19 protein-coding genes and 1 pseudogene are annotated in these 24158 nt (G+C 70.5%); 10 read left to right on the top strand and 10 right to left on the bottom strand.

The features are described 5' to 3' along the window. The first annotated feature begins 98 nt into the window (after positions 1–98). Complete coding sequence (locus tag ACLQ2Q_RS17205) at positions 99–626, top strand: adenine phosphoribosyltransferase (RefSeq protein ID WP_425822105.1); 528 nt, start codon at positions 99–101, stop codon at positions 624–626. Between the two features lie 118 nt (positions 627–744). On the opposite strand, the gene ACLQ2Q_RS17200 is transcribed toward ACLQ2Q_RS17205, so the two are convergent. Beyond that, entirely contained in the window at positions 745–2136 is a 1392-nt protein-coding gene (locus ACLQ2Q_RS17200) for an amidohydrolase family protein (protein WP_425822103.1), read from the bottom strand. 197 nt (positions 2137–2333) lie between these two features. On the opposite strand from ACLQ2Q_RS17200, the gene ACLQ2Q_RS17195 reads away from it, so the two are divergent. Both ACLQ2Q_RS17195 and ACLQ2Q_RS17190 read left to right on the top strand, forming a co-directional pair. Continuing rightward, on the top strand, positions 2334–3887 hold the full coding sequence (locus ACLQ2Q_RS17195; RefSeq protein ID WP_425822101.1) for a nucleobase:cation symporter-2 family protein: 1554 nt from the start codon (positions 2334–2336) through the stop codon (positions 3885–3887). Positions 3888–3968: 81 nt separating this feature from the next. Beyond that, entirely contained in the window at positions 3969–4721 is a 753-nt protein-coding gene (locus tag ACLQ2Q_RS17190; RefSeq protein WP_425822099.1) for a DedA family protein, read from the top strand. A gap of 51 nt (positions 4722–4772) precedes the next feature. On the opposite strand, the gene pucL is transcribed toward ACLQ2Q_RS17190, so the two are convergent. Genes pucL through uraD form a run of 3 tightly spaced genes read right to left on the bottom strand, consistent with a single transcriptional unit; the run spans position 4773 to position 6576 of the window. After that, a complete protein-coding gene (gene pucL, locus ACLQ2Q_RS17185; protein ID WP_425822097.1) occupies positions 4773–5690 on the bottom strand; it encodes a factor-independent urate hydroxylase in 918 nt (305 codons plus the stop codon). A gap of 2 nt (positions 5691–5692) precedes the next feature. Further along, positions 5693–6058 carry a hydroxyisourate hydrolase gene (gene uraH, locus ACLQ2Q_RS17180; RefSeq protein ID WP_425822095.1) on the bottom strand — a complete coding sequence of 122 codons (366 nt, stop codon included), beginning with the start codon at positions 6056–6058 and terminating at the stop codon, positions 5693–5695. After that, a complete protein-coding gene (gene uraD, locus ACLQ2Q_RS17175; RefSeq protein WP_425822093.1) occupies positions 6055–6576 on the bottom strand; it encodes a 2-oxo-4-hydroxy-4-carboxy-5-ureidoimidazoline decarboxylase in 522 nt (173 codons plus the stop codon). The genes uraH and uraD overlap by 4 nt, the downstream gene beginning before the upstream one ends. Positions 6577–6777: 201 nt before the next feature. Between uraD and ACLQ2Q_RS17170 the strand changes: the two genes are divergently transcribed. From ACLQ2Q_RS17170 to ACLQ2Q_RS17145, 6 genes and pseudogenes are all read left to right on the top strand, one after another. Further along, entirely contained in the window at positions 6778–8304 is a 1527-nt protein-coding gene (locus ACLQ2Q_RS17170) for an NCS1 family nucleobase:cation symporter-1 (protein ID WP_425822091.1), read from the top strand. Next, on the top strand, positions 8305–9687 hold the full coding sequence (gene allB, locus ACLQ2Q_RS17165) for an allantoinase AllB (protein WP_425822089.1): 1383 nt from the start codon (positions 8305–8307) through the stop codon (positions 9685–9687). Between the two features lie 47 nt (positions 9688–9734). Further along, a pseudogene (locus ACLQ2Q_RS17160) lies at positions 9735–10820 on the top strand (acetamidase/formamidase family protein); the annotation flags it as partial. Between the two features lie 36 nt (positions 10821–10856). Then, positions 10857–12461, top strand: coding sequence for an AtzH-like domain-containing protein (locus tag ACLQ2Q_RS17155; RefSeq protein WP_425822330.1), 1605 nt, complete (start codon positions 10857–10859; stop codon positions 12459–12461). 121 nt (positions 12462–12582) lie between these two features. Then, the gene (locus ACLQ2Q_RS17150) at positions 12583–13824 is read left to right on the top strand and encodes a pyridoxal-phosphate-dependent aminotransferase family protein (RefSeq protein ID WP_425822087.1); all 1242 of its coding nucleotides are present in this window, start codon (positions 12583–12585) and stop codon (positions 13822–13824) included. 3 nt (positions 13825–13827) lie between these two features. After that, entirely contained in the window at positions 13828–15117 is a 1290-nt protein-coding gene (locus tag ACLQ2Q_RS17145; protein WP_425822085.1) for an allantoate amidohydrolase, read from the top strand. A gap of 239 nt (positions 15118–15356) precedes the next feature. Here the strand turns inward: ACLQ2Q_RS17145 and ACLQ2Q_RS17140 are convergent, their stop codons facing one another. From ACLQ2Q_RS17140 to ACLQ2Q_RS17125, 4 genes are read right to left on the bottom strand one after another with little or no spacing between them, the layout of a single operon-like run. After that, on the bottom strand, positions 15357–16169 hold the full coding sequence (locus tag ACLQ2Q_RS17140) for an ABC transporter permease (RefSeq protein ID WP_425822083.1): 813 nt from the start codon (positions 16167–16169) through the stop codon (positions 15357–15359). After that, positions 16166–16975 carry an ABC transporter permease gene (locus tag ACLQ2Q_RS17135; protein ID WP_425822081.1) on the bottom strand — a complete coding sequence of 270 codons (810 nt, stop codon included), beginning with the start codon at positions 16973–16975 and terminating at the stop codon, positions 16166–16168. The genes ACLQ2Q_RS17140 and ACLQ2Q_RS17135 overlap by 4 nt, the downstream gene beginning before the upstream one ends. Beyond that, the gene (locus ACLQ2Q_RS17130; RefSeq protein WP_425822079.1) at positions 16975–17805 is read right to left on the bottom strand and encodes an ABC transporter ATP-binding protein; all 831 of its coding nucleotides are present in this window, start codon (positions 17803–17805) and stop codon (positions 16975–16977) included. The genes ACLQ2Q_RS17135 and ACLQ2Q_RS17130 overlap by 1 nt, the downstream gene beginning before the upstream one ends. Positions 17806–17833: 28 nt before the next feature. Continuing rightward, positions 17834–18949 carry an ABC transporter substrate-binding protein gene (locus ACLQ2Q_RS17125; protein ID WP_425822077.1) on the bottom strand — a complete coding sequence of 372 codons (1116 nt, stop codon included), beginning with the start codon at positions 18947–18949 and terminating at the stop codon, positions 17834–17836. A gap of 148 nt (positions 18950–19097) precedes the next feature. Here ACLQ2Q_RS17125 and ACLQ2Q_RS17120 point away from each other — a divergent pair, with 148 nt between their 5' ends. Next, positions 19098–20414 carry a low temperature requirement protein A gene (locus tag ACLQ2Q_RS17120; RefSeq protein WP_425822075.1) on the top strand — a complete coding sequence of 439 codons (1317 nt, stop codon included), beginning with the start codon at positions 19098–19100 and terminating at the stop codon, positions 20412–20414. Between the two features lie 21 nt (positions 20415–20435). On the opposite strand, the gene ACLQ2Q_RS17115 is transcribed toward ACLQ2Q_RS17120, so the two are convergent. After that, on the bottom strand, positions 20436–23312 hold the full coding sequence (locus tag ACLQ2Q_RS17115) for a molybdopterin cofactor-binding domain-containing protein (protein WP_425822073.1): 2877 nt from the start codon (positions 23310–23312) through the stop codon (positions 20436–20438). Next, on the bottom strand, positions 23309–24157 hold the full coding sequence (locus ACLQ2Q_RS17110) for an FAD binding domain-containing protein (protein WP_425822071.1): 849 nt from the start codon (positions 24155–24157) through the stop codon (positions 23309–23311). The genes ACLQ2Q_RS17115 and ACLQ2Q_RS17110 overlap by 4 nt, the downstream gene beginning before the upstream one ends. Position 24158 lies beyond the last annotated feature (1 nt).

Genomic DNA, 24158 nt, shown 5'->3' with positions numbered 1-24158 from the left:
GACCAGGGTACTGCAAACGCTTGCACTCCCCTTCCACGGTGCCGCGGTGACGCTCCCGGAACCCGCACGCCCTGCGGTGTCTCGCTAGGGTGACCGGCATGGACGAACCCTCCGCGCTGTCCCGAGCGCAGACCCTGATCGCCTCGATCCCGGACTATCCTGAGCCCGGCATCGTGTTCCGCGACCTGACGCCTCTCTTCGCGGATGCCGCGGCTTTCCGCGCCGTCATCGATGCGCTCCTGGCGCCGTTCCACGGGCGGTTCGACGCCGTCGCCGGCATCGAGGCCCGCGGGTTCGTGCTCGCCGGGGCGGCGTCGAGGGCGGCGGATGTCGGGCTGGTGCCGATCCGCAAGGCCGGCAAACTGCCCCGTGAGAGGGTGTCGGCCGAGTACGCCCTCGAGTACGGCACGGCGACCATCGAGGCCCACCGCGGTGACCTGCCCGCCGGTTCGCGGGTGCTGATCCTCGACGACGTGCTGGCGACCGGCGGAACCATCCGGGCCGCCCACGAGATCGGCTCCGCGCTGGGGTGGGAGGTCGTCGGCACGGCCGTGGTGCTCGAGATCGCCGCGCTGGACGGGCGGGCGGCGGTCGGCGCGCCGGTGCGCGCCGTGTTCACGGCCTGACGACGGACGGTCGCTCAGCCCTCACACGGTCGCTGAGCCTGTCGAAGCGTCGACCCCTCGACAGGCTCGGGGACCGATCCTCTCTCGGGGTCGGATCCTCACTCACCTGCCCGTCGCGTCAGGCGACGACCCGGGAGCCGCGGACGAACACCTGGGCCACCGCCTGCTCGCGCATGCCCATCAGCAGGGTGAACAGGTGCGACGCCGGGCCGCGCTCCGCCGCGGCGGCGAGCGCCTCGGAGAGGCCGGGCTGCGCCCCCGCATCCACGACCAGGAAGTCCGCCTCCTTGCCGGCGTCGAGATTGCCGATGGATGATTCCTGATCGAGCGCGCGGGCACCGGCGAGGGTGCCGAGGAACAGCAGCTGCGCGGGATGCAGCGCCTCGGCATCCGTCCCCGTCTCGCTCATGTGCACCTTGTAGCAGTCGTTCAGCACCCGCGGGATCAGCCACTCGTCCCCCGCACCGATGTCGGTGCCGATCGAGATGTTGGTCCCCGACGCGACGGTGCGCCGCCAGGGCATCGTGCCGCTGCCCAGGAAGAGCTGCGATGTCGGGCAGTGCGCGATGGATGAGCCCGTCTCGGCGAGTCGCTCCAGTTCGCGGTCGTGGCAGTGCACGGCATGGGCGAGGATGCTGCGCCGGCCGAGCAGGCTCTCGCCGCCCCGACGTGAGCCGGCCAGGAAGCGCCCGTCGTAGGTGTCGAGGTAGCACTCGACGCCGTAGAGGTCGCGCACCGCCTGGATCTCGCCGTCCCCGCGCCGGTCGTTCTCGTTCAGATGCGAGTGGAAGTAGACGCCGTCGCCGCGCACGTCGGCGTACAGGTCTCCGAGGGCGGACAGGGTCTCGGTCGTGACGGCGAGGCTGAAGCGCGGGACGACGGCGACCTGAGCGAGCGCCGCGCGAGGGTCGGCCGCGAGGCCGGTCGGATCCTGGCCGTGCCAGCGGGCGATCTCGTCGCGGGCGAGCCCGATCGCGGCATCCTCGCTCGTGAGCAGCGGAGCGGCGCTCGCCGGACCCACCGTCTGGATGCCCCGGCCGCTCACCGTGCGGAGGCCGGCCGCGAGGCCGCGGCGGAAGAGGGCGTCCTGCGCGGCGGGGAACGCCGAGCCGAAGACGAGGGCGGATGTCGTGCCGACAGCGATCCGTCGGCGCACGAACTCGGCGGCGACCAGGTCGGCGAAGACCGGATCGGACAGCCGCGACTCGGCGGGGAACACGCAGCGCTCGAGCCACTCGAGCAGCTCCCCGCCCCCGAAGGCATCCGTGGTGAACGTCTGGGGGAAGTGCAGGTGCGTGTCGACGAACCCCGGCAGGAGGCAGCCGCCCGTCAGCACGACATCATCGAGAGCCAGTTCAGCCGGGATCGCGTCCCACGCGCCGGAGTACCGGATGCGCCCCGTCCCGTCGACGGCGAGCGCGCCGTCCGGGATCGAGACGAGGGTCTCGGGAGCCCGGGCGAGGGTCGGGCTGCCGGCCACGTGGATCAGGTGGCCGCGGTAGATCGTCACGGCATCTCCTCGGTGGCGTGGTCACCCGCATCCGGAGCAGCCCGGACTCGAGTCTTCGGCCCGGGCGTTGCGGGCGCGTAACGCGGTCGTAAACAGTGCTGGCATCCCCTGGTCTCACCGCTCGCCGCGAGCTTAGCCTGCAGGCCAGGCAATGGGACGGACGCGGACGGCCGGACCTCGACGGCGGGAGTGGGCGGATGGCGGCATCGGATGTGACGGAGAAGACGGGCGCCGAGCGCAAGGCCGCGAAGGCCGAGCGGCGCAACGGGAACACGGTCGACGGGATCCCTCCGCTTGCTCGTCTCTTCCCCCTCGGTCTTCAGCACGTGCTCGCGATGTACGCCGGCGCGGTGGCGGTACCGCTCATCGTCGGCGGGGCCCTGGGATACTCCTCGGCCGACCTCGCCTTCCTGATCAGCGCCGACCTCTTCGTCGCCGGGATCGCCACGATCATCCAGTCCGTCGGGTTCTGGCGCTTCGGCGTGCGGCTGCCGCTGATGCAGGGTGTCACGTTTGCCGCGGTGGGTCCGATGATCGCGATCGGCCAGAGCGAGGGCATCCAGGCGGTCTTCGGGGCCACGATCGCGTGCGGCCTCTTCATGATCCTCATCGCCCCGTTCTTCTCGCAGCTGCTGCGCTTCTTCCCGCCGATCGTCACGGGCACCGTTATCCTGATCATCGGCCTCACGCTGATGCGCGTTGCGGCCGGCTGGATCGTCGACGGAGCGGAGGAGGGCGCCCCGCCGATCAACGTCGCCTTCGCGTTCGGGACTTTGCTGCTCATCGTGCTCATCGAGCGCTTCGCGCCCCCGGCCCTGAAGCGGGTGTCGGTGCTGCTCGGACTCGTGCTCGGCACGGTGCTCGCTCTGCTGGTGCCGGGGATGGTCGACTGGTCCGGCGTCGCGGAGGCAGAGTGGTTCGCCCTGATCACCCCGTTCCACTTCGGCCTGCCGACGTTCCAGGTGGCGTCGATCGTGTCGATGCTGATCGTCGGAATCGTGATCATGACCGAGACGACCGGCGACATGATCGCGGTCGGCGAGATCGTCGAGAAGCCCGTCGGGCGGCGACAGCTCGCCGACGGCCTCCGGGCCGACGGCCTGGGCACCGTCATCGGAGGGATCTTCAACACCTTCCCGTACACGGCGTTCGCGCAGAACGTCGGACTGGTGTCGCTCACCGGCGTGAAGTCCCGCTGGGTCGCCACGGCGGCCGGCGTCATCCTGGTCGTGCTCGGTCTCATTCCGAAGATCTCGGCGCTGGTGGAGGGCGTGCCCCGGGCGGTGCTCGGCGGCGCCGGCATCGCGCTCTTCGGGATGGTCGCGGCATCCGGCATCCGCACGCTCTCGAAGGTCCGGTTCAACAACAGCAACGTGCTCATCGTCGCGATCTCGGTGGGCGTCGCCCTGCTGCCCACAGTGGCGCCGACGATCTACGACCAGTTCCCGCAGTGGTTCACGCTCATCTTCGACTCGGGGATCAGCGCGGGCGCGATCGCCGCCATCCTGCTGAACCTGCTGCTGAACTCCGAGGAGATGAGGCGCGCTCACGCCGACGATCCGAAGATCGGGGCGCACGACGCGGTGCGGGGACCGGCCGCGGCGGCTCTCGTGCATCCGGATGCCGAGGGCACCGGTCTCATCCCGGCGCAGGTGCTCGGCGAGGAGCTGGCCGCCGAACAGGTCGGCGACGGCGTGCCCGTCGACGTGTCGAGGGTCGATCCCGAGCATCCGGGAGGTGGCAAGTCCTGAGCGCCGGCCACGCTCCCTTCAGGTTCGGTTCATCCGGGTCTCTTAGGATCGGGCGCGATGACAACGACAGGGACTGACCTCATGAGTGCCACGACTGCCACTGCCACCGACGCCTCCACTGCCTTCTCCGCCTCCACTTCTTCCACCGCCTCCGCTTCCACCTCCGCGCACGGCTTCACCGGACTGACCGGGTTCGCCGCCGACGTCCTCACCGCCCTCGGCGACTTCGGCGTCGGCGTGCTCGTCTTCATCGAGGTGCTGATCCCCCCGCTCCCCAGCGAAGTGATCCTCCCGTTCGCGGGGTACCTCAGCCAGAGCGGCGACCTCAACCTCGGGTGGCTCGTGTTCTGGGCCACACTGGCATCCTGGATCGGCGCGCTGCTCATGTACTGGCTGGGCTCGGCGATAGGCATGCAGCGTGCCGTGCAGTGGCTGGCCGCGACGCGCCTCGTCAGTCGATCGGACCTCGAACGAGGAGCCGAGTGGTTCGGCCGCAGCGGCAGCTGGACCGTGCTGGTCGGCAGGCTCGTACCCGGGGTGCGGAGCCTGATCTCGCTGCCGGCCGGGGCCTCGCGGATGAACCTGTTCCGGTTCAGCCTCTACACGATCATCGGCAGCGGCGCGTGGAACGCGCTGCTGATCGGCGTGGGCGCCGCGCTCGGCACCCAGCACGAGCGGCTCGAGGGGTACCTGTCCTACCTCGACTACGTCGTGTACGGGGCCCTCGCGCTGGGAGTCGCGGTGCTCATCATCCGCCGTGTCCGAGAAGCCGCGCCGTCGCGCCGCGGGCGTGGACGCGGAGACACCCCGGCGATCGACGACCTGGCGAACTGACACGCATCTACGCCACTACCGCGCCGGCTGCTCCGCCTGCGGCGACCGGGGTCAGATCGACGTCGGGATGTCGAGCCACGCACGGGCTGCCGGCGCAGCGCCGTCGCGCACCACGGTCCCCTCGATCAGGCCGTACGGGCGGTCCGCAGCGTAGAACACCTCGCCGGGGTTCTCGAGGCCGAACGGCGCGAGGTCGTACACGAAGTGGTGCTTGTTCGGCATCGCGAAGCGCACCTCCGCGAGTTCGGGGCGTGCCTGGATCGCCGCCTTGCCCATCTCCCACAGCGTCTGCTGCAGCGCGAGGGAGTGCACGGTGGCGAACGTCTCGAGCAGCACCTGCTGCACCTCGGCGTACAGCCCGTTGTAATCGATCCGCGCCTCGACCGCCTCCGGCAGGTACCGCCAGCGCGCCGTGACCGAGGTCGCCATCACCCGGTCGTCCGTCTCGACCAGGGTCGTGTAGCGGTCGCGGGGGAAGCCGGCGAATTCGCTGCCGGTGGTCTTCAGCACCACGAGGTCCTTCACGCCGCCCGTGACGTGGGTCGCGGCATCCACCACCTGCACCGTCGCCAGGCGCGTGCCCTGGCCCTTGCGCACGAACGAATGGTCGTGGGGCGAACCGTCGACGACGATCCGCTCCCACTCGTACTGCTCGGCCTGCCAGAGGCCGCCCTCGATCCACTCGAACTCGCGCACGAAGTGCTCCGAGAGCCGCAGCAGGAACTGCTCCGGCGAGGGGATGCCGTGTTCCTTGGCGAACGCGTAGATGGTGTTCTTCTGCGTGTCCGTGGCGACCACCAGCGCATTGTCGCCCTGCAGGTAGGAGTCGGTGAGCGCCGCTCCCCGCAGCTGCGACGTGACGTTCAGATCGGCGATCTCGTGCCGGGCGGTGTCGCGCAGGACCCGTACGACCCTGTTCTCTGCCTTGCCGTACTTGTTGGCGCCGAGGCTGACGGACACATCACTCATGGCTAACTCCCCCTGTAGGTCGAGTAGGCGAACGGGCTGAGCAGCAACGGAACGTGGTAGTGGCGGCTGGAACCGTCGTCCGCGACCTCGACGATGAAGGTCACGGTGATGTAGGGGTAGAACGTCGGCACCTTTCGCGCCGCGAAGTACTCGCCGGTGAGGAACGTCAGCATGTAGTCCCCCGCCGGCAGCCGCTCCGGCCCGAGCGCGAGGCGCCCGTCGGCGTCGGTGCGGCCGTGGGCGAGCACCGAACCGCGCGCTTCGGCGAGCACGGCGGCTGCGGATGCCGCGGCGAGAACGACGTCGATGCCCTCGGCGGGGGCGCCCGTGGCGGCGTCGAGCACGTGGGTGGTGAGGTGGGAGGTCATGAGGCCGCCTTCGTGATCGGGATGTCATCGAGGCTCGAGCGCAGCCGCAGCACCGCGATCTCCGCCAGCTGCCCGAGCGCCTCGCGCTGCTCGGTCGACGGGTCGTTGCGGAGCCGTCGCTCCAGCTCGCCCAGCATCTGCTCGGGCGAACGCCCGGCGGCCCGGATGAGGAACACCCGGCCGAACCGGCGCTCGTAGGCCTCGTTGCCGGCGGCGATGCGGGCCGCGACATCGGAGGCAGCGGCATCCATCGACGACTGCTCACGACGGGATGCTGCGGCTTGGGCGCCGACTCCGCTCGGGCGCTCGCCGATGCGCGGGTGGTGTGCGAGCGCCGTCTCCAGGTCGGCGGCGTTCCAGCGCGCAGCCAGCGCCGCGGCGCGGGCTGCGAGCGTGTCCACGTCGGCATACGGCCGGCCCGACAGGATGGCTCCGATCCACCAGGGGATATCGGCCCAGAGCCGCACCACGACGGCCGCGTCCGCGGCATCCGCTGCGTTGAACTGCTCGAGGTGCATGCCGACCGCCTTCCGTGATGCGACCGTACCCCTCCGGCGTTTCGCCCGTGTGAAAACGCAGTACCGCCGCGGGCTCGAGAGGTCACAAACCCGTTACACGGCCGAAATCGGGGGCCTCCGCACCGGGAATAGCGTGGCCGCAGGACGCCACCGTCGCCGTTCCCCGCTTGATCCAGTCCCATCCCCCGCTGGAGGCATCGCATGGCCACAACCCTTCCCGCCGGGCACGCATTCGACACAGAAGTCGGTGCCGCCCCCCACCCGGGCCTCTACAACGAGGACCTGGCTCCGCTGGTGGAGTCCAAGCGCCGCTGGGGCGCGTTCGAGTTCTTCAACGTGTGGACGAACGACGTGCAGAGCCTCGCCGGCTACACGCTGGCCGCGAGCCTGTTCATCACCGCCGGCATCAACGGGTGGTGGGTGTTCGCGGCGATCATCCTCGCCGGATTCTTCGTCAACTTCCTCGTGAATCTGACGGGCAAGCCGAGCGTCAAGTACGGCATCCCCTACGCCGTCATGGCCCGCTCCAGCATGGGCGTGAAGGGCGCGCAGTTCCCCGCTCTCATCCGAGGAATCGTCGCGATCTTCTGGTACGGCGCGCAGACCTACTTCGCCTCCACCGCCGTCGCCCTCGCCCTCAACGCGATCTTCCTCAGCCCGGAGCTGCCCGAGTTCCTCGGGATGGACGTCATCGACTGGGTGTCCTACGTCTTCGTCGCCGCCCTGCAGGTCGTGCTGTTCCTCAAAGGCATCGCGTGGATCGAGAAGTTCCTCAACTTCGCCGGCCCGGCCGTCTACGTCGTCATGATCGCGCTGCTGGTCGCCATCTGGGTGCAGGCGGGCGACCGGCTGCTGCCGGCGGTGGGGTCCATCTTCAACAACTCGTCGGTCGAGGGCTGGGCCGCCGTCGCCGCGTTCTTCGGGGTCATCGGCACGATGATCGCCTACTTCTCCGCCGTGATCATCAACTTCGGCGACTTCGCGCGGTTCTCCCGCAGCGAGAAGGCGATGCGCCGCGGCAACTTCTACGGCCTTCCGGTCAGCCTGACGTTCTTCACGTTCCTCAGCCTCTTCACCACCGCCGGCGCGTACATCGTGCTGCAGGGCGGCGAGGGCGAGCCGCTGACGAACCCCGCCGACATCGTCGGGCTCGTCGGCAACGTGTTCCTCACGATCATCGCGGCGATCACCTTCGTCGTCGCGACGATCGGCATCAACCTCGTCGCCAACTTCATCCCTCCGGCCTACGACCTGTCGAACCTCTCGCCGCAGCGGATCAGCTTCAAGACCGGCGGCTACCTGACGGCGGCGCTGGGCTTCGTGGTCGGAGCGCTGTGGGTTGCGACGATCAGCCAGATCGGGCTGCCGATGTTCGTCGACACCCTGGGCGCGATCCTCGCACCGCTCTACGGTGTACTCGTGGCCGACTACTACATCGTTCAGCGGCGCTCGGTGAAGGTCGCCGACCTGTTCTCGATGGACGAGGCCGGTCGCTACTTCTACCAGCGCGGCTGGAACGTGCGCGCGCTCCTTGCGATCGGCGTCGCGGCGATCTTCTCGATCGCAGCCGTGTGGGTGCCTGCGCTCAAGGACCTGAGCGGCTTCGCCTGGGTGATCGGGGCGGCGCTCGGTGCACTGCTGTACATCGCGGTGATGTGGTCGTACCGGGCGAAGACGGATGCCGCCGCTACGGCCACTGAGGGCGCCGACGTGTCGATCGGAGCCTGAGTGGGGGACCGCCGCCTCGTCATCCGCGCAGGAAGGACCTTCCTCGACGGCACCCTGCGCCCCGCCGCCGTCGTCGTCGAGGACAGACGCATCGCCGACGTCGTGGGCGGGCGGGATAAGGTCGCCGGCGCACGCCAGGTGCTCGTGCCCGATGACGCCGTGCTGCTGCCCGGGCTCGTCGACTCGCACGTGCACGTCAACGAGCCGGGCCGCACCGAGTGGGAGGGGTTCCGCTCCGCCACCCTCGCCGCCGCGGCGGGCGGGGTGACGACGATCGTCGACATGCCGCTCAACTCCCTGCCGCCGACGACGACGGCGGAGGCGCTCGGCGTCAAGAAGGCCGCCGCCGCCCCTTCCGCCTACATCGACGTCGGGTTCTGGGGTGGAGCGGTGCCCGAGAACCTGGGCAGGCTTGCCCCGCTGCACGTGGCGGGGGTGTACGGGTTCAAGTGCTTCCTCTCACCCTCCGGCGTGGACGAGTTCCCGCACCTCGACCGAGCCCAGCTGCTCGCCGCCATGGAGGAGGTCGCCGCGCTCGGATCGCGGCTGATCGTGCACGCCGAAGACCCGGCGCTGCTCGCCGCGGACGGGGCTCTCGGCCGCGAGTACTCGGCGTTCCTCGCCTCGCGCCCGGCCGAGAGCGAGGCATCCGCCATCGATGCGGTCATCGATGCGGCACGGCGCACGGGCGCCCGCGCCCACATCCTGCACCTGAGCGACGCGCACTCCCTCCCCGCCATCCGTGCGGCCAAGGCCGCGGGCGTGGCGCTGACGGTCGAGACCTGCCCGCACTACCTGACGATCGTGGCGGAGGAGATCCCCGACGGCGCCAGCGAGTTCAAGTGCTGCCCCCCGATCCGGGGATCGGCGAACCGCGACCTGCTGTGGGACGGGATCGTCGACGGCACCATCGACGCGATCGTCAGCGACCACTCGCCCTCCACGGTCGACCTCAAGCGGTCCGGCGAGGGCGACTTCGGGTTGGCGTGGGGCGGCATCGCCGGCCTGCAGGTGGGCCTGTCGGCCGTGTGGACCGAGGCGCGCGACCGCGGCATCCCGCTCGAGCGCATCCTGCCGCTCTTCACGACGGGCCCCGCGGGCGTCGCCGGGCTCGAGGGCGCGGGGGTGATCGCGCCCGGAGCGCCGGCCCACCTCACCGTCTTCGGGGTCGATGACCCCCTCGTGATCGATGCGCGGCGGCTGCTGCACAAGAACCCGATCACCGCCTACGACCACCGCGTGCTGAGCGGCCGCATCCGCCGCACCTGGCTGCACGGCAAGGCGATCTACAACGTCACCGAGGGCGGGCCGGGAGAGGCCCCGGAGTTCCGCGGCAAGCCCCGCGGTCGGCTGCTCTCGGCGCGGGCGACCGCGTCGGCGTGATGGGTCGAGCCCGCGCGCCCGGCACGCGGATGCAGTTGGATGGGGGGATGGTCGGCGTCATGGAGATCCTGCAGCCCGGCGTGGGCGAGATCCCCGCGGCGCACTACCTGCGCGCGACGCCGCACACCGTGCTGTGGGGCAGGCTGCCGTGCGAGACGGATGCCACGGTGCTGAGCATCGCGTCGGGCGAGAGCGTCACGATCGACACCGTCAGCCACGAGGGCGTGCTCGAGGACCAGGGCAAGGACCCCATCGCCTACTTCGGCGGGCACGGCGTGCCCGCGGCATCCGTCCTGGAGGATGCCATCGCGATCGCAGGGAGCCTCGCCCGCGACCCGGAGTCCGACGGCCCGCACGTCGTCACCGGCCCCATCCACGTCGAGGGCGCGCAGCCGGGCGATCTGCTGAAGATCACGGTCGAGCGCCTGCAGCCGCGCGTGCCATACGGGGTCATCTCGAACCGGCACGGCAAGGGCGCGCTCGCCGGGCTGCTGCCCCGTGCCCTGACCACGATGTCGGTGTTCACGCCCGTCGAGCGGCGGCCTGAGGGGCTCGTCGGCGTGCTTCCGGTGACCGATGGAGGCCCGCGGATCGTGGAGTTCCCGCTCGCCCCCTTCCTCGGCACGATGGGCGTGGCGGTGGCCGGCAACGAGCGCCCCCACTCGGTGCCGCCGGGGTCGCACGGCGGAAACATCGACATCAATCTGCTGGTCGAAGGCGCCGTCCTGTACCTGCCGGTGCAGGTGGCCGGCGCGCTCGCCTACGTCGGCGACCCGCACTTCGCGCAGGGCGACGGCGAGGTGGCGCTCACCGCACTCGAGGCATCGCTGCGGGCCACGCTGCGCTTCGACGTCGTGCCGCGCGCCGAGGCGCTGAGCGAGTTCGGCGAGATCACCGGGCCGCTCGTGCGGACGCCCGAGTACCTCGTGCCGACCGGCCTCGATCCGGATCTCAACGAGGCGATGCGCCGCTGCGTGCGGGCCGCGCTCTCGCTTCTGCAGGCGCGGTGGAGCCTCGAGGAGCACCTGGCCTACGCGTATCTCAGCGCCGCCACCGACTTCGACATCTCGCAGGTCGTCGACATCGTCTGCGGGGTGCACGCGCGCATCCGCGAGGCGGACTTCCGGCGTGTCGACCGCGGCCGGGACGGCGGGGGGGGCCGGGACCGGATGACTGAGACGTCCCCTGGTGCCCCCGGCGGCGGCATCCCGGCCGACCTGCGTGACGCCTTCGACGCCTACGAGCGGGCCATCATGGCGAACGACCTCGACGCGCTCGACGCCTCGTTCGCCCCGGGTGACGGCACGCTGCGGGGCGACTCGGCCGGCCTACTCGTGGGCCACGACGCCATCCAGGCCTTCCGCGGCATGCGCGGGGGCGTGCCGTCGCGGGTGATCGAGCGCATCGAGTACCGGCCTCTCGCGCCGGATGTCGCGCTTCTCGTCTCGGTCTCCCGGTTCTCCGGTGGCGGCACCGGGCTGCAGACGCAGGTGTGGCAGCGGATCGACGACAGGTGGCTGATCACGGCCGCACACGTCACACCCCGCGCCCAGCCGTTCGACCGCTCGGTGTGGCGGACCGTCGGCGATCCGCTCTGGCAGGGTGCATGGGACGGGCCGCTCGCGGGGCTCAGCGTCGCGGTGAAGGACCTGTTCGCCATCAAGGGGTACCGGATCGGTGCCGGCAACCCCGCGTTCCTCGACGACGCCCGGCCCGAGACCACGACAGCACCGGCGGTCAGCGACCTGCTCAGGGGCGGTGCGTCGCTGAGGGGCATCGCGCGCACCGACGAGTTCGCGTACAGCATCGCCGGCGACAACGCGCATTACGGGACACCGCCCAACGGTGCGCTCCCCGGCGCCCTGCCGGGTGGGTCATCGAGCGGACCGGCATCCGCGGTCGCCACTGGGCAGGCCGACGTCGGCCTCGCGACCGACACGGCGGGCTCCGTGCGGGTGCCCGCGTCGTACCAGGGGCTGTGGGGACTCCGCACCACGCACGGCCTCGTCCCCCGCCAGGGACTGCTGCCCCTTGCGCAGTCCTTCGACACCGTCGGGTGGCTGACCCGCGACGGTGAGACGCTGCAGCGCGTGGCCGATTGGTGTCTGAGCTACGACGGCTCGCCCTCCACCGACCGCGCCTACGGCGCCTCGGAGTCGGACCTGCCGTGGCGCTTCGCGGTGCCCGCAGAGGTGCGGGCATCGATCGAACCGGAGACGCTCGCGGAGTTCGACCGGGTGCTCGATCGGCTGCGCAATGAGGATGCCGAGGCCGTGGCATCCGTCTCGCTCGGCGATCTCGACGACTACCTCGCGCCCTTCCGCACGGTGCAGGGTGCGGAGGCGTGGCGCAACAACGGCGACTGGCTGCGCGCACATCCCGATGCGGTCGGTGCCGCGGTGGCCGAGCGCTTCCGTGCGGCGTCGGAGGTGACGGCCGAGGACGAGGCATCCGCACGGGCGGCCCTTGCCCCACTGCGCGAGCGGATGCGTTCCCTCGTCGCCGAGACCGTGCTGATCCTGCCGACCGTGCCGGGACCGGCGCCGATGCGCACGTCGGAGAGCGGGCGCATCGACGTCGTGCGTCGCGAAACCCTGCGGATGACGACCCCGGCGGCGATCGCCAGGCTCCCGAGCATCTCCATCCCGCTGCTCACCGTGCCCTCCGCGCTCGGCCCCGCGCCCGTCGGCGTCTGCCTCATCGCGCCGGCGGGCACAGACATCGCCCTCGTGCGTCTCGCGCGCCGGCTTGCCGACACCCTGGAGACCCCGTGAGCGTTGCGTGCGCTGTGCCCGGTGAACGGCATCTCGTCGAGTGCACGAGCTGGTCGCGCGACCACGCCGTACGCTCGGCGCGAGGTCGTGTCCTCGGCGACGTTTTCAGCAAGGAGAACGCATGACCGAGTTGGCGATCCCCGGCCCGATCGACCCGCCGCCCCGGCTGCTGATGGGACCCGGTCCCATCAGCGCCTACCCCAGCGTGCTGCGCGCGATGTCGGCGCCGCTCGTCGGGCAGTACGACCCGTTCATGACGGCCACGATGAACGAGACGCAGGAGCTCTACCGCCGGGTGTGGGGCACTCGGAACGAGGCGACGCTGCTGGTGGACGGCACCTCCCGCGCCGGCATCGAGGCGGCGATGGTGTCGCTCATCCGTCCGGGCGATCGCGTGCTCGTTCCCGTCTTCGGACGCTTCGGGCACCTCCTCGCAGAGATCGCCGAACGCGCGATGGCCGAGGTGCACACGATCGAGGTGCCCTGGGGGCAGGTGTTCCCGGCATCCGTCCTCGACGAGGCGCTCGCCAGGGTGAAGCCGCACCTGCTCGCCCTCGTACAGGGCGACACCTCCACGACGATGAACCAGCCGCTCGACGAGGTCGGCGCCCTGTGCCGAAAGCACGGGGCGCTGTTCTACACCGACGCCACCGCGTCGCTCGGAGGCAACCCGTTCGAGCTCGACGAGTGGGGTGTGGATGCCGCGACCGCCGGCCTGCAGAAGTGCCTCGGCGGGCCATCCGGATCGGCGCCGATCAGCCTGTCCGCGCGCGCGGTCGAGGTGATCCGTTCACGCGCCAAGGTGGAAGCGGGCATCCGGGAGCCGGGCGACGCCGACGCGCCGGACTTCATCCGTTCGAACTACTTCGACCTCGGCATGATCCTCGAGTACTGGGGACCGCGGCGCCTGAACCACCACACCGAGGCCACGTCGATGCTCTACGCCGCCCGCGAGTGCGCCCGGGTGCTGCTGGTCGAGGGGCGCGACACGGTCATCGAGCGGCATCGGCTGCACGGCGCCGCGATGCTCGCCGGCGTCGGCGGGCTGGGCCTCGCGGTGTTCGGTGACGTCGGACACAAGATGAACAACGTCGTCGCCGTGCACATCCCCGACGGTGTGCCGGGCGATGCCGCGCGCGCAGCGATGCTCGAGGACTTCGGCATCGAGATCGGCACGTCCTTCGGCCCGCTGCACGGCAGGGTCTGGCGCATCGGGACGATGGGCTACAACGCGCGCAACGACGCCGTGCTGCAGACGTTGGCGGCGCTGGAGGTCGTGCTGAGCCGGTTCGGGGTCTCACTCCCGACGGGCGGCGGCGTCGAGGCGGCGATGGACGTGTATCGCGACACCGGCGGCGACTGAACCGTGCTCACCCGCCTGCCTTCGCTCGCCCCCGATGTGTTCGAGGGCGCAGCGCGGCGCGTGATGGCGCGGTGCGACGAGCTGGCGCGGGTGTCGGCGACCTCGGGGGCGATCGAGCGCGTGTACCTCTCGCCCGAGCACGCGCGGGTGAACCGGCTGGCGGCCGAGTGGATGCGCGAGCTCGGGATGACGACATGGCAGGATGCCGCCGGCAACCAGGTGGGGCGGCTCGACCCTTCGACAAGCTCAGGGACCGGATGGCCCGCGCTGCTGCTCGGCTCCCACCTCGACACGGTGCCCGACGCGGGGCGGTTCGACGGGATCATCGGCGTGCTGATGGCGCTCGAGGTCGTGCGGCTCCTGAGGGGAGCCGCGGCCTCGTGGCCCTTCGCCCTCGAGGTGATCGCGTTCTCGGACGAAGAGGGCACCCGCTTCGGGAAGGCGCTGCTCGGCTCGTCGGCCGTCGCCGGGCAGTGGGACGACGCCTGGTGGGCGCACACGGATGCCGATGGCACTACGCTCCGCGAGGCCTTCCTCGAGTTCGGGCTCGACCCAGGAAGAATCGGCGAGGCCGCGCGGCGGCCCGACGAGCTCGTCGGATACCTCGAGGCGCACATCGAGCAGGGCCCGGAGCTCGATCGCCGCGGCGAGTCGCTGGCCGTCGTGTCGTCGATCGCGAGCGCGCGGCGCTTCCAGCTCGTGGTCGAGGGCGAGGCGCGCCACGCCGGCGGGACCCCCTACGACATGCGCCGCGATGCGCTCCTCGGTGCGAGCGAGGCGGCGCTCGCCGTCGAGCGCATCTGCCTCGGGGAGCACCACGTGATCGGCACCGTGGGGCAGCTCGAGGCCTTCCCCGGCGCCGTCAACATCGTCCCCGGCGAGGCGCACTTCAGCCTCGACCTGCGGGGAGAGTTCGACGGCTCCCGCGACCGGGTCTGGGATGCCATCTCGCTGGAGCTCGACGGGATCATGCGCCGCCGGGGCCTGCGGTGGCAGGCGCGCGAGATCCACAACGCGGCCGCGGTGATGTGCGCCCCGCTGCTGCGTGACATCGTGCGCGAGGGCATCCTCTCGACCCTGCCGGACGGCGCGGCGGAGCCCGCCACCATCTTCAGCCGGGCCGGCCACGACGCGATGGCCATCGGGGCGATCACCGATGTCGGGATGCTGTTCCTGCGCAACCCCGACGGCATCAGCCATCACCCGGACGAGTCGGTCAGCGCCCCTGATGTCGCCCTGGGCATCCGGGCCCTCGCCGAATCGGTTCTGCATCTCGCCGCTGAACCGCGCTGAGAGCCCCCGCGGGAGACCGCGCTGACGCGTCCCTGCGCGGACCGCGGGAACACACGGGAGGAGATCCGGGCTGCGGAGGACCGATCGCGGGGCTTCTCTCCCTCCGCAACCCGGATCTCCTCCCGTAACGCCGCCCCGTCGACCGACCCGCCGTCGGATTCGCCGATCGGCCCACCGACCGACCCGCCGGCCGGCCCACCGACGGACCCGCGGACCGAATCGCCGGCCCGCGCCGCGCCTCAGCGCTGGGCGGTGGACATTCCCATCCGCGCGAGCACCGCGGTCTCGGCCACCTGTACGAGGTTGTAGAGCACGAGCGTGATGAGGGTGATGAGCGCCACCGATGCCCAGAGATCGTCGAACCGGGCCGACGCGCTGAACTTCTGGATCATCCCGCCGATGCCCTGACCGGTCGAGAGCCACTCGGCGAGCAGGGCGCCCGTCACCGCACCAGGGACGGAGACGCGGGCGGCCGCGAAGAGCGACGGCGTCGCCCCGGGGATGCTGACCTTGCGCAGCCCCGTCAACCGGCCGCCGCCGTAGACGTGCACGAGGTCGAGGCTCTCCTGGCTCGCGCGGCTCAGGCCGAACAGGATCGCCGCGAGGGCGGGGAACAGCACCACGATGCTGACGATCACGGCGACGGAGGCCGTCGTTCCGCGACCGGTGATCAGGATGATGACGGGTGCGATCGCGACGAGCGGCACGCTGCGCAGCAGCAGGGCGAGTGGCATCACCCCGGCCTCGATGGCCCGGGACAGGGAGAAGAGCACGGCCATCACGATGGCCAGCAGCATCCCGACGACGAAACCCAGCGCGGCATCCTGCAGCGTCTGCACCACGAGCGGCGACAGCTCGGCGCGGTTCGCGGCCGCAGTGCCCGGCTCGTCGCCGTCGACGAAGAGGAACTGCCAGACCTCCAGCGGACCCTTGGCCACGTAGGGCGAAACGCTCGTGAAGCTGATCACCGCCTGCCAGAGTGCGACGACGATCACGAGGGTCAGCACGGCATTGAGCACGGCGCGGCCGACGGCCTTTCCTGTGGCGTTCACGACTGAGTCTTTCCCGAGACCCACGGCGTGACGAGCCGCGAGAGCAGCCCGAACGCTCCGTAGCCGATCAGGGCGACGACCGCGCAGAGCAGGAACACCGCCCACACCCGTGCGGAGTCCAGGTCGCCCTGCAGCTTGATCAGCGTGATGCCGACCCCGCGGTCGATGGCGCCCATGTACTCGCCGAGCACGGCGCCGAGGAACGCGCTGGGCACGGCGATCTGCAGGGCGTTGAGGATCGACGGCAGCGCCGCGATCAGGCGAACCTTGCGCAGCTGCGTGAACCGTGTGCCCCCGTAGACCCGCACGACGTCGAGGCTCGCCTTGTCGGCGGCCCGGAAGCCGAGCAGCGCTCCGACGACCGTGGTGAAGAACACCGCGAGGGCCGCGAGGAAGATCGCGGTAGAGCTGGGATCGCCCGGCCGCTTCGCGCCACCCAGGATGACGATGGCGAGGCCGCCCACGGCCACCACCGGCAGGCAGTAGCTGACCACGGCGACCTGCGTCACCACGGTCTCGATGCGGGGAAAGAGAAGAACGGTGGATGCCAGCAGCAGGGCGAGCGCGTTGCCCCAGACGAACCCGATCGCCGCCTCGGTGATGGTCACCTGGAACACCGTCCAGTACGGCGCGAGGCCGTCCTGGACGAGCGTCTGCAGCACCGTCCACGGGGTCGGCACCGGCGTGAAGGTCGTCCCCTCCGGCGGCACGAACACCGTCACGGCGAACAGCCACCACGCGGCGATGAGCGCTACGGCCCCGATCACGCCGGCGAGCCATCCCGGCATGCCTTTCGCGGCCTTCATCAGGCCTCCGCGGCGGCTTTGCCCGACGAGCCGAAAAGCAGTTCGGATGCCTCGTCCACGAGCGCGTGGAACTCCGGCGTGCGCTGCATCTCGGGCGTGCGGGGCCTCGGCAGATCGACGTCGATGATCTCCTTGATCCGCCCCGGACGGGGCGACATGACCGCCACCTGGTCGGAGAGGAAGATCGCCTCGGAGATGCCGTGCGTCACGAGCAGGGTGGTTGCGGGCTTCTCGGTCCAGATGCGCAGCAGCTCGAGGTTCAGGTTCTGCCGGGTCATGTCATCGAGGGCGCCGAACGGCTCGTCGAGCAGCAGCACGGATGGCTTCAGCGCCAGCGCGCGCGCGATCGAGACGCGCTGCCGCATCCCGCCGCTCAGCGTCGCCGGCTTCGCCTTCTCGAAGCCGGTCAGCCCGACGAGGGCGATCAGCTCGTCGATGTAGCCCTGATCGGGCCTGCGCCCGGCCACCTCGAACGGCAGTCGGATGTTCGCTGCGACGCTGCGCCACGGCAGCAGGGCGTGGTCCTGGAACGCGATGCCCAGTTCGCTGGCGGCGCGCAGCTCGTGCGGCGTCTTTCCGTCGACCCTTATCTCGCCGGATGTCGGCGCCTCGAGGTCGGCGAGGATGCGGAGGATCGTCGACTTGCCGCAGCCCGAAGGGCCGAGCAGGGCGAGGAAGGAACCCTTGTCGGTGTGCAGGTGCGTGTCCTGCAGGGCGGTGACGCTCTTGCCGCGGCCGGTGGCGAACGTCTTGCTGAGACCGTCGATCCGGATGCCGGTGCCCGCGAGGGCCCCGGCATCCGGAACGGCAGAGGTGGTGATGTCGACCATGAGACCTATCGCGGGTCGGGACCCCTGCTCAGGGCAGGTAGTCCTTGAGCTCGGGCGACTCGGCGTAGATCTCGTCGATGATGCTCGTGTCGAACAGGTCGTCGACCGAGACCTCCCACCCGGCGGCGGCGAGGGAGTCGACGGTCTGCTGCTTGAGGTCGTCCGAGATGGTGAAGAGTCCGTTCGCCTCGGTCTCGTCGGTGGAGATCAGCAGCTTCTCCGCCTCGAGTCCGAGTGCGGTCTTCTCGGGGTCGAGAGCACCGAAGACCGACTCGAGTCCCTCTTCGGACTCATCGGCCGCCTGGTTGTAGTACTTCTCGATCAGCGCGACCACGTCGTCGGTCGACCCGGTGAACACGTCGGTCCAGCCCTTGATCTCGGCGGTCAGGAAGGCCTTCAGCAGGTCTTCGTTCTCGGCGAGGTACTGGTCGGTGACGGTGAACGTCTCGGCCACGTACGGCACCCCGTTCTCGGCGTAGGAGAGGTTCGCCACCTCGTACCCGGCCAGCTCGACCGTCAGCGCCTCGTTGGTGAGGTAGGCCATGAAGCCGTCGACATCGCCGTTCATCAGCGGGGTCGGGTCGAAGTCGACCGGCACGACATTGACGTCGGCCGGGTCGATGCCGTTGGCGTTCAGCAGCGCGGCGAACACGCTCGCGTTGGAGTCCTGAACGCCGATCGTCTTGCCGACGAGGTCCTCGGGAGTGAGGATGTTGCCCCCGTCCGCGAGCGACAGGATCGTGAAGGGGTTCTTCTGGAAGGTCGCGCCGATGATCTTCAGCGGGGCGTCCTGCTCGGCGATCGCCGCGCCGACGGATGCCGCGTCGCTGAGCGCCACCTGCACCGTGCCGGAGAGCAGCTTCGCGACACCGGTGTCGGGGCCGGAGATGCCGATGACCTCGTCGAAGCCTGCCTCCTCGTAGTAGCCGTTCTCGTACGCGTGGAACTCACCGGCGAACTCCTCGTTCTTGATCCACGAGTACTGCACGCTGATCTCGCCGTAGCCCGCTTCCGCGTCCGAGGACGACTCGCCCGCTGCGGCGCCGTTGCCCGCGCAGCCGGCGAGCAGAAGCGCGGTCGCCGAGGCCGCTGCGACGAATGCGGCGAGGCGGGCGCGCCTCGAGAAGGTGCGGTGTGATGACATTCGGGTGTCCTCCAAGAAGTGTGGTCGCCCTGAACGTAGACCGGCGAGGTTTCGGTTGCACCGCCGCCGTGTTTCCGCGGTGTGAAGGCCGTGCTCCGACGGCGGCGGATGCTGGACGCGGCGGGCAAGCGTGCCCAGAATGGGCAGGGTGGCCGACGTAGACGACAAGCTGCGCGCGGAGCTGAAAGAACAGCTCCGCCACAGACTGCGGCCCTTGGGGGGGCATGGCCCGTCAGAGCGCGACCGCGCGACCACACCGCTCGAACTCCTCTACGACCTCACCTACGTCGTCGCGTTCGCCGCGGCCGCCGACCAGCTCGCTCACGGCGTCGTGGCCGGCGAAGTGGTCCCTGCTCTGGGGGCGTACATCTTCGCCGTGTTCGCGGTCAGCTGGGCATGGATGAACTTCACGTGGTTCTCCTCTGCCTACGGCAATGACGATGCGCTGTTCCGCGTCGCGACCATCGTTCAGATGGTCGGTGTCATCGTGCTCACCTTCGGATTGCCGGTGAGCTTCTCCGCCGCCGCGCACGGTGAGAGCCCGAACAATGCGCTCATGGTCATCGGCTACGTCATCATGCGCGTTCCGCTCATCGGACTCTGGCTCCGCGCCGCCCGCGAGGATGAGGCGCACCGAAGAATCGACGTGGCATATGCGATCATGATTGCCGTCGCACAGGTCGGCTGGATACTCACCGCGGTACTTCCTCTTCCCGTCGACGCCACCATCGTCGCGCTCGTCGTGCTCGCCGTTGCAGAGATGGCCGCGCCCGTGATTGCGGAACGACAGCTGGGGTTCGCGCCGTGGAATGCCGGACACGTCGCCGAGCGCTTCGCCCTCCTCACGATCATCACGATCGGTGAGATGATCGCCGCCACGACCGCGGCCGTGGGTGCGCTGACCGCGAAAGAAGGCTGGTCGGTGGGAGCCGTCACTGTCATCACGGCCGGACTCGTCCTTGCCGCCGCGCTCTGGTGGGCATACTTCTTGATTCCCTCCCGTACCATCCTCGAGCGCTGGCCGGAGCGGATCTTCGCATGGCGATACGCGCACCTGCCGATGTTCGGTTCGATGGCGGCGGTCGGAGCTGGCCTGCACATCGCAGCCGAAGCGGTGGAAGACGACGAGACGACGGTCCTGGTGGTCGCGCTCGCGCTCGCGATCCCGGTGGCCGCGGTCATCGTCACGGTCTTCCTGACGTGGAGCGTCCTCATGAAGACGTACGACCTCACCCACGTTCCTCTCTTCGTCGCCGCGCTGGTGCCGCTGGTCGCCGCCGTCGTCGTCGCCGCGTCCACCGCGGGGTCCGTCGAGCAAGCGACGGTCTCATCGAACATCAGCACCCTCGTCGTGGTGATCGCCCTCATCGCCGCCAGCGCGGTCATCGAAGTGGTCGGGCACGAGCTCGTCGGGTACCGGCACACCATTCGAGCCCTACGCGTGAGCAGCGATCGCGTGGACTGAGGGCGGCGGCGACCTCTCCCGTCAGAGTCCCTGCGCGAGGCGCCAGACGCGGTCTCGGGAGAACGGCTGCTCGAACGGCCTGGCGCCGAGCGCCCGGGCGATCGCGTTGCCGATCGCGGGCGCGACCGGGTTGTAGGGGGATTCGCTCATCGACTTCGCGCCGAAGGGACCCAGGTCATCGCTCGTGTCGGCGAAGTAGACCTCCGTGACGGGGATGTCGGCCATCTGCGGCACCCGGTACAGGCGGAACACCGGGTTCAGCACCGATCCCTCGTCGTCGATCATGACCTCTTCGTAGAGCGCACTGCCGATGCCCTGCGCCGCCCCGCCCTCGACCTGGCCGCGGCACTGCTGCGGGTTCATCACGAAGCCCGCATCCGCCGCCTGCAGCGACTGCAGGATGCGCACGGTTCCGGTCTCCACATCGACCGCCACCCGCACGGCGTGCACGTTGAACGCCAGCGACCGGTGCTCGCCGTACTCGCTGCCGTCGGCGACCAGCCCCTCCGGCGAGAGCCACTCCGCGGGTGCGGCGGCGATCAGCTCGGCGAAGGGCAGCAGCCGGCTTCCGACGCGCACGCCGTCCACCTCGAGCGAGCCGCCTGGGCCGGCGAGTCGTGCGGCGATGCCGAGCAGGCGGTCGCGCAGGGCGAGGGATGCCGCGTGCAGCGCCTTGCCGGCGACCGTGATGCCGGCGGATGCGAAGGCGCCGGTGTCATAGCGGGCGTTCTCCGTATCCGAATTGCGCAGCACCACCCGGTCCGATGTCGTCGAAAGATCCGTCGAGACGATCTGCGTGTGCACGGTCGTCGTGCCGTTGCCGAACTCGACGGTTCCCACCGCGGCCAGGTACCGACCGTCGGGCGTGACTGTGACCGATGTCTCCGAGATGTGCCCGAACGGGGCCATGGTGGCGATCATCGCGACGGCCATCCCCTCGCCCACTCGCCACTGCGGTCCTTCGGGTGGCTGCACGCCGTTGCCGCGGGCGAGCGCCTGCTGGGCGAGGTCCAGGCACTGATCGAGGCCGTACGAACCCCAGATCACATCGCTCTCGGCCTCTTCGTGGGTGCCCAGCGGGTCGCCCTCGCGGACGGCGTTGATACGGCGCAGCTCGAACGGGTCGATGCCGAGCCGAAGGGCGAGCTCGTCCATCGCCGACTCGACCCCGAGGATGACCTGTCCCAGGCCGTACCCGCGGAACGCCCCCGATGGCACGTTGTTCGTATAGACGGCCTCCGCGTCGATGCGTTTGACGGGCGCGCGATAGACGCTCACGGACTCGGCGCATCCGTGGAACAGCACGCCGCGGGAATGGTTGCCGTAGGCGCCGGCGTCGCTCAGCACATCGAGCTTCATCGCCGTCAGCACGCCCTCGGCCGAGGCGCCGAGCTCGAGGCGCACGCGCATCGGATGCCGCACGGCGGTGCGCCAGTATTCGTCGGTGCGGCTCATCTCGTACGCGACCGGACGGCCTGTTCGCAGCACGGCCAGGGCCACAAGGTCCTCGGTGAACATCTCCTGCTTGCCGCCGAAGCCACCCCCGACGCGCGCGGTGAAGACGCGGACGCGGTCCTGGGGCAGGTCGAACAGCGCGCAGAGCGCGTCGCGGGTCAGGAAGGGCACCTGCGTGCTGGTGCGCACGACGAGTCTCCCCTGTTCGTCGAGCCAGCCGATCGAGCCGTGGGTCTCGAGCTGCGCGTGGCTGACGCGAGAGGTGCGCCACTCACCGCTCACGGTCACCGCGCTGGCCGCCAGCGCGGCATCCGCGTCGCCGTAGTCCTCGTGGATCGCCGCGACGACGTTGCGGGCGGCGTCATCGACGCGGTCTCCCGGGGTGCGGTCGGGGTGCAGAACCGGGGATCCGGGCGCGCGCGCCGTCTCGGGATCGAAGACCGCCGGCAGCACCTCGTACGAAACGCGGATGCGACGGCACGCCTCCTCCGCCGCGGCGGCGGTCTCGGCGACCACGGCCGCGACCCGCTGGCCGCGGTGCCGCACGACGTCATCGAGCAGGCGGGTGTCCGCCGGATCGTCTCCCGGATGCTCGTGCCGCGCGCTCGAGTACAGCTTCGGCGGTGCATCGCGGTGGGTGAAGACTGCCACAACCCCCTCGACTGCCTCGGCGTCGGCGGTGTCGATCGCCGTGATGCGCGCGTGCGCGTGCGGGCTCGACAGCACCCGCAGAGTGAGGGCGCCGGGCACGACGGTGTCGAAGGTGAACGGCTCGAGGCCCTGCACCACCCGGCGGGCGGCAGGCGGGTGGGCGCTCTGCCCGACGCGGGATCCTCCGCCGGTCGCCGGCGAGCGGGTGGTGGCCGTCGCCGAGCCCGTCGAGGCGTGGCTGGTCCCGGTCGCCGAGCCCGTCGAGTCGTGGCTGGTCGCGGTCGCCGAGCCCGTCGAGGCGTGGCTGGTCGCGGTCGCCGAGCCGGTCGAGGCGTCGTCCCGTCGGTACGCGGACCCGGTCCCGCGCACCGCGCCCTCGATCGATTCCCGCACGGCTCGGTAGCCAGTGCATCGGCAGAGGTTGCCCTTCATCAGCCGGTCCAGATCCGGCAGGTCCTGCTCGGTGAGCACCGAGGCGCTGACCGTCATCCCGGGTGTGCAGAACCCGCACTGGAAGCCGAAGTGCTCGATGAAGGACTCCTGCACGGGATGCAGCTCGTCCCCCGGCCCGAGGCCGGAGGCGGTCGTGACCCGCCGGCCGTCGGCACGGGGCGCGGGAAAGATGCAGGAGTGCACGGGGGTTCCATCCACGAGCACCGAGCACGCGCCGCAGTCACCGGCGTCGCAGCCCTTCTTGACGTCGTGGCCGCCGTGCTCACGCACGAGCGTGCGCAGGCACTGACCGGGTCGAGGCTCCGCTTCGATCGGTTCGCCGTTCAGCGTGAACCTCATGCGCCGGCACCTCCGGCTTTCCGAGCCGCGCCGCCGGCCAGCTCCGCGCGCACCTGCTCGAGGAACACCAAAGAGACCCCGCGCCGCCACCGGGCCTCGCCGAGCGGGTCGGTGTACCAGCCGCCGCCTCCGAAGGGCACGTCCGCGAACGCGTCGGCGATGCCCGCGGCATCCGGGATCTCCGCGAACCGGCGCACCGTCGGCACCTCCGTCGCCGCCGTCACGACGAAGGTCGCGGCGCCGTCGTCGTCCACCCGGGCGGTGACCACAGCACCGGATCGGCCGAGCTCCGCGAGCGCGATCTTGCGATAGGCGGTGCGGGCGCGCAACGCATATTCCGGGAGGAGTATGGAGCGCAGCAGATCACCGCGGGCCAGGCGGTTCGTGCCGTTGCCGGTCATCAGCTCGGCGACGGGGGCCACGGAGGTCGTGCCGTCCGCGGCCCAGATCTCGGCGGTTCCGTCGAGCGTCGCGGCGAGCGAGACCATCGCGCCCGCCGAGAACGACCGGCAGACGTTGCCACCCACCGTCGCCGCGTTCCACACCTTGTGCGACGCGAGCAGCGCGGTGGCGCAGTGGAAGAAGAGGCGCTGAGCCGTCCAGCCGGGCTGCGGGGGAAGCGCGACGAGTTCCGCGATGGTGCAGGTCGCGGCGATGCGCAGGCCGCCGGCCTCGATGGTCAACGAGGGCCACCCCAGTGCGGTGACGTCGACGAAGCCGGTCACCCCCGGTTGCGGCTCGGAGTACAGCCAGGTTCCGCCGGCCAGGTAGGTCTCACCCGGCCGCAGAACGGCCTCCTCCCGCGAGCCGGGACGACGGAATTCCGCGATCGTGTTGATGTCCACG

Source organism: Microbacterium sp. DT81.1 (assembly GCF_049844955.1).
Classification (GTDB): Bacteria; Actinomycetota; Actinomycetes; order Actinomycetales; family Microbacteriaceae; genus Microbacterium.
The sequence above is the reverse complement of the archived record's forward strand: the minus strand, read 5'-3'. Positions and strand labels throughout refer to the sequence as shown.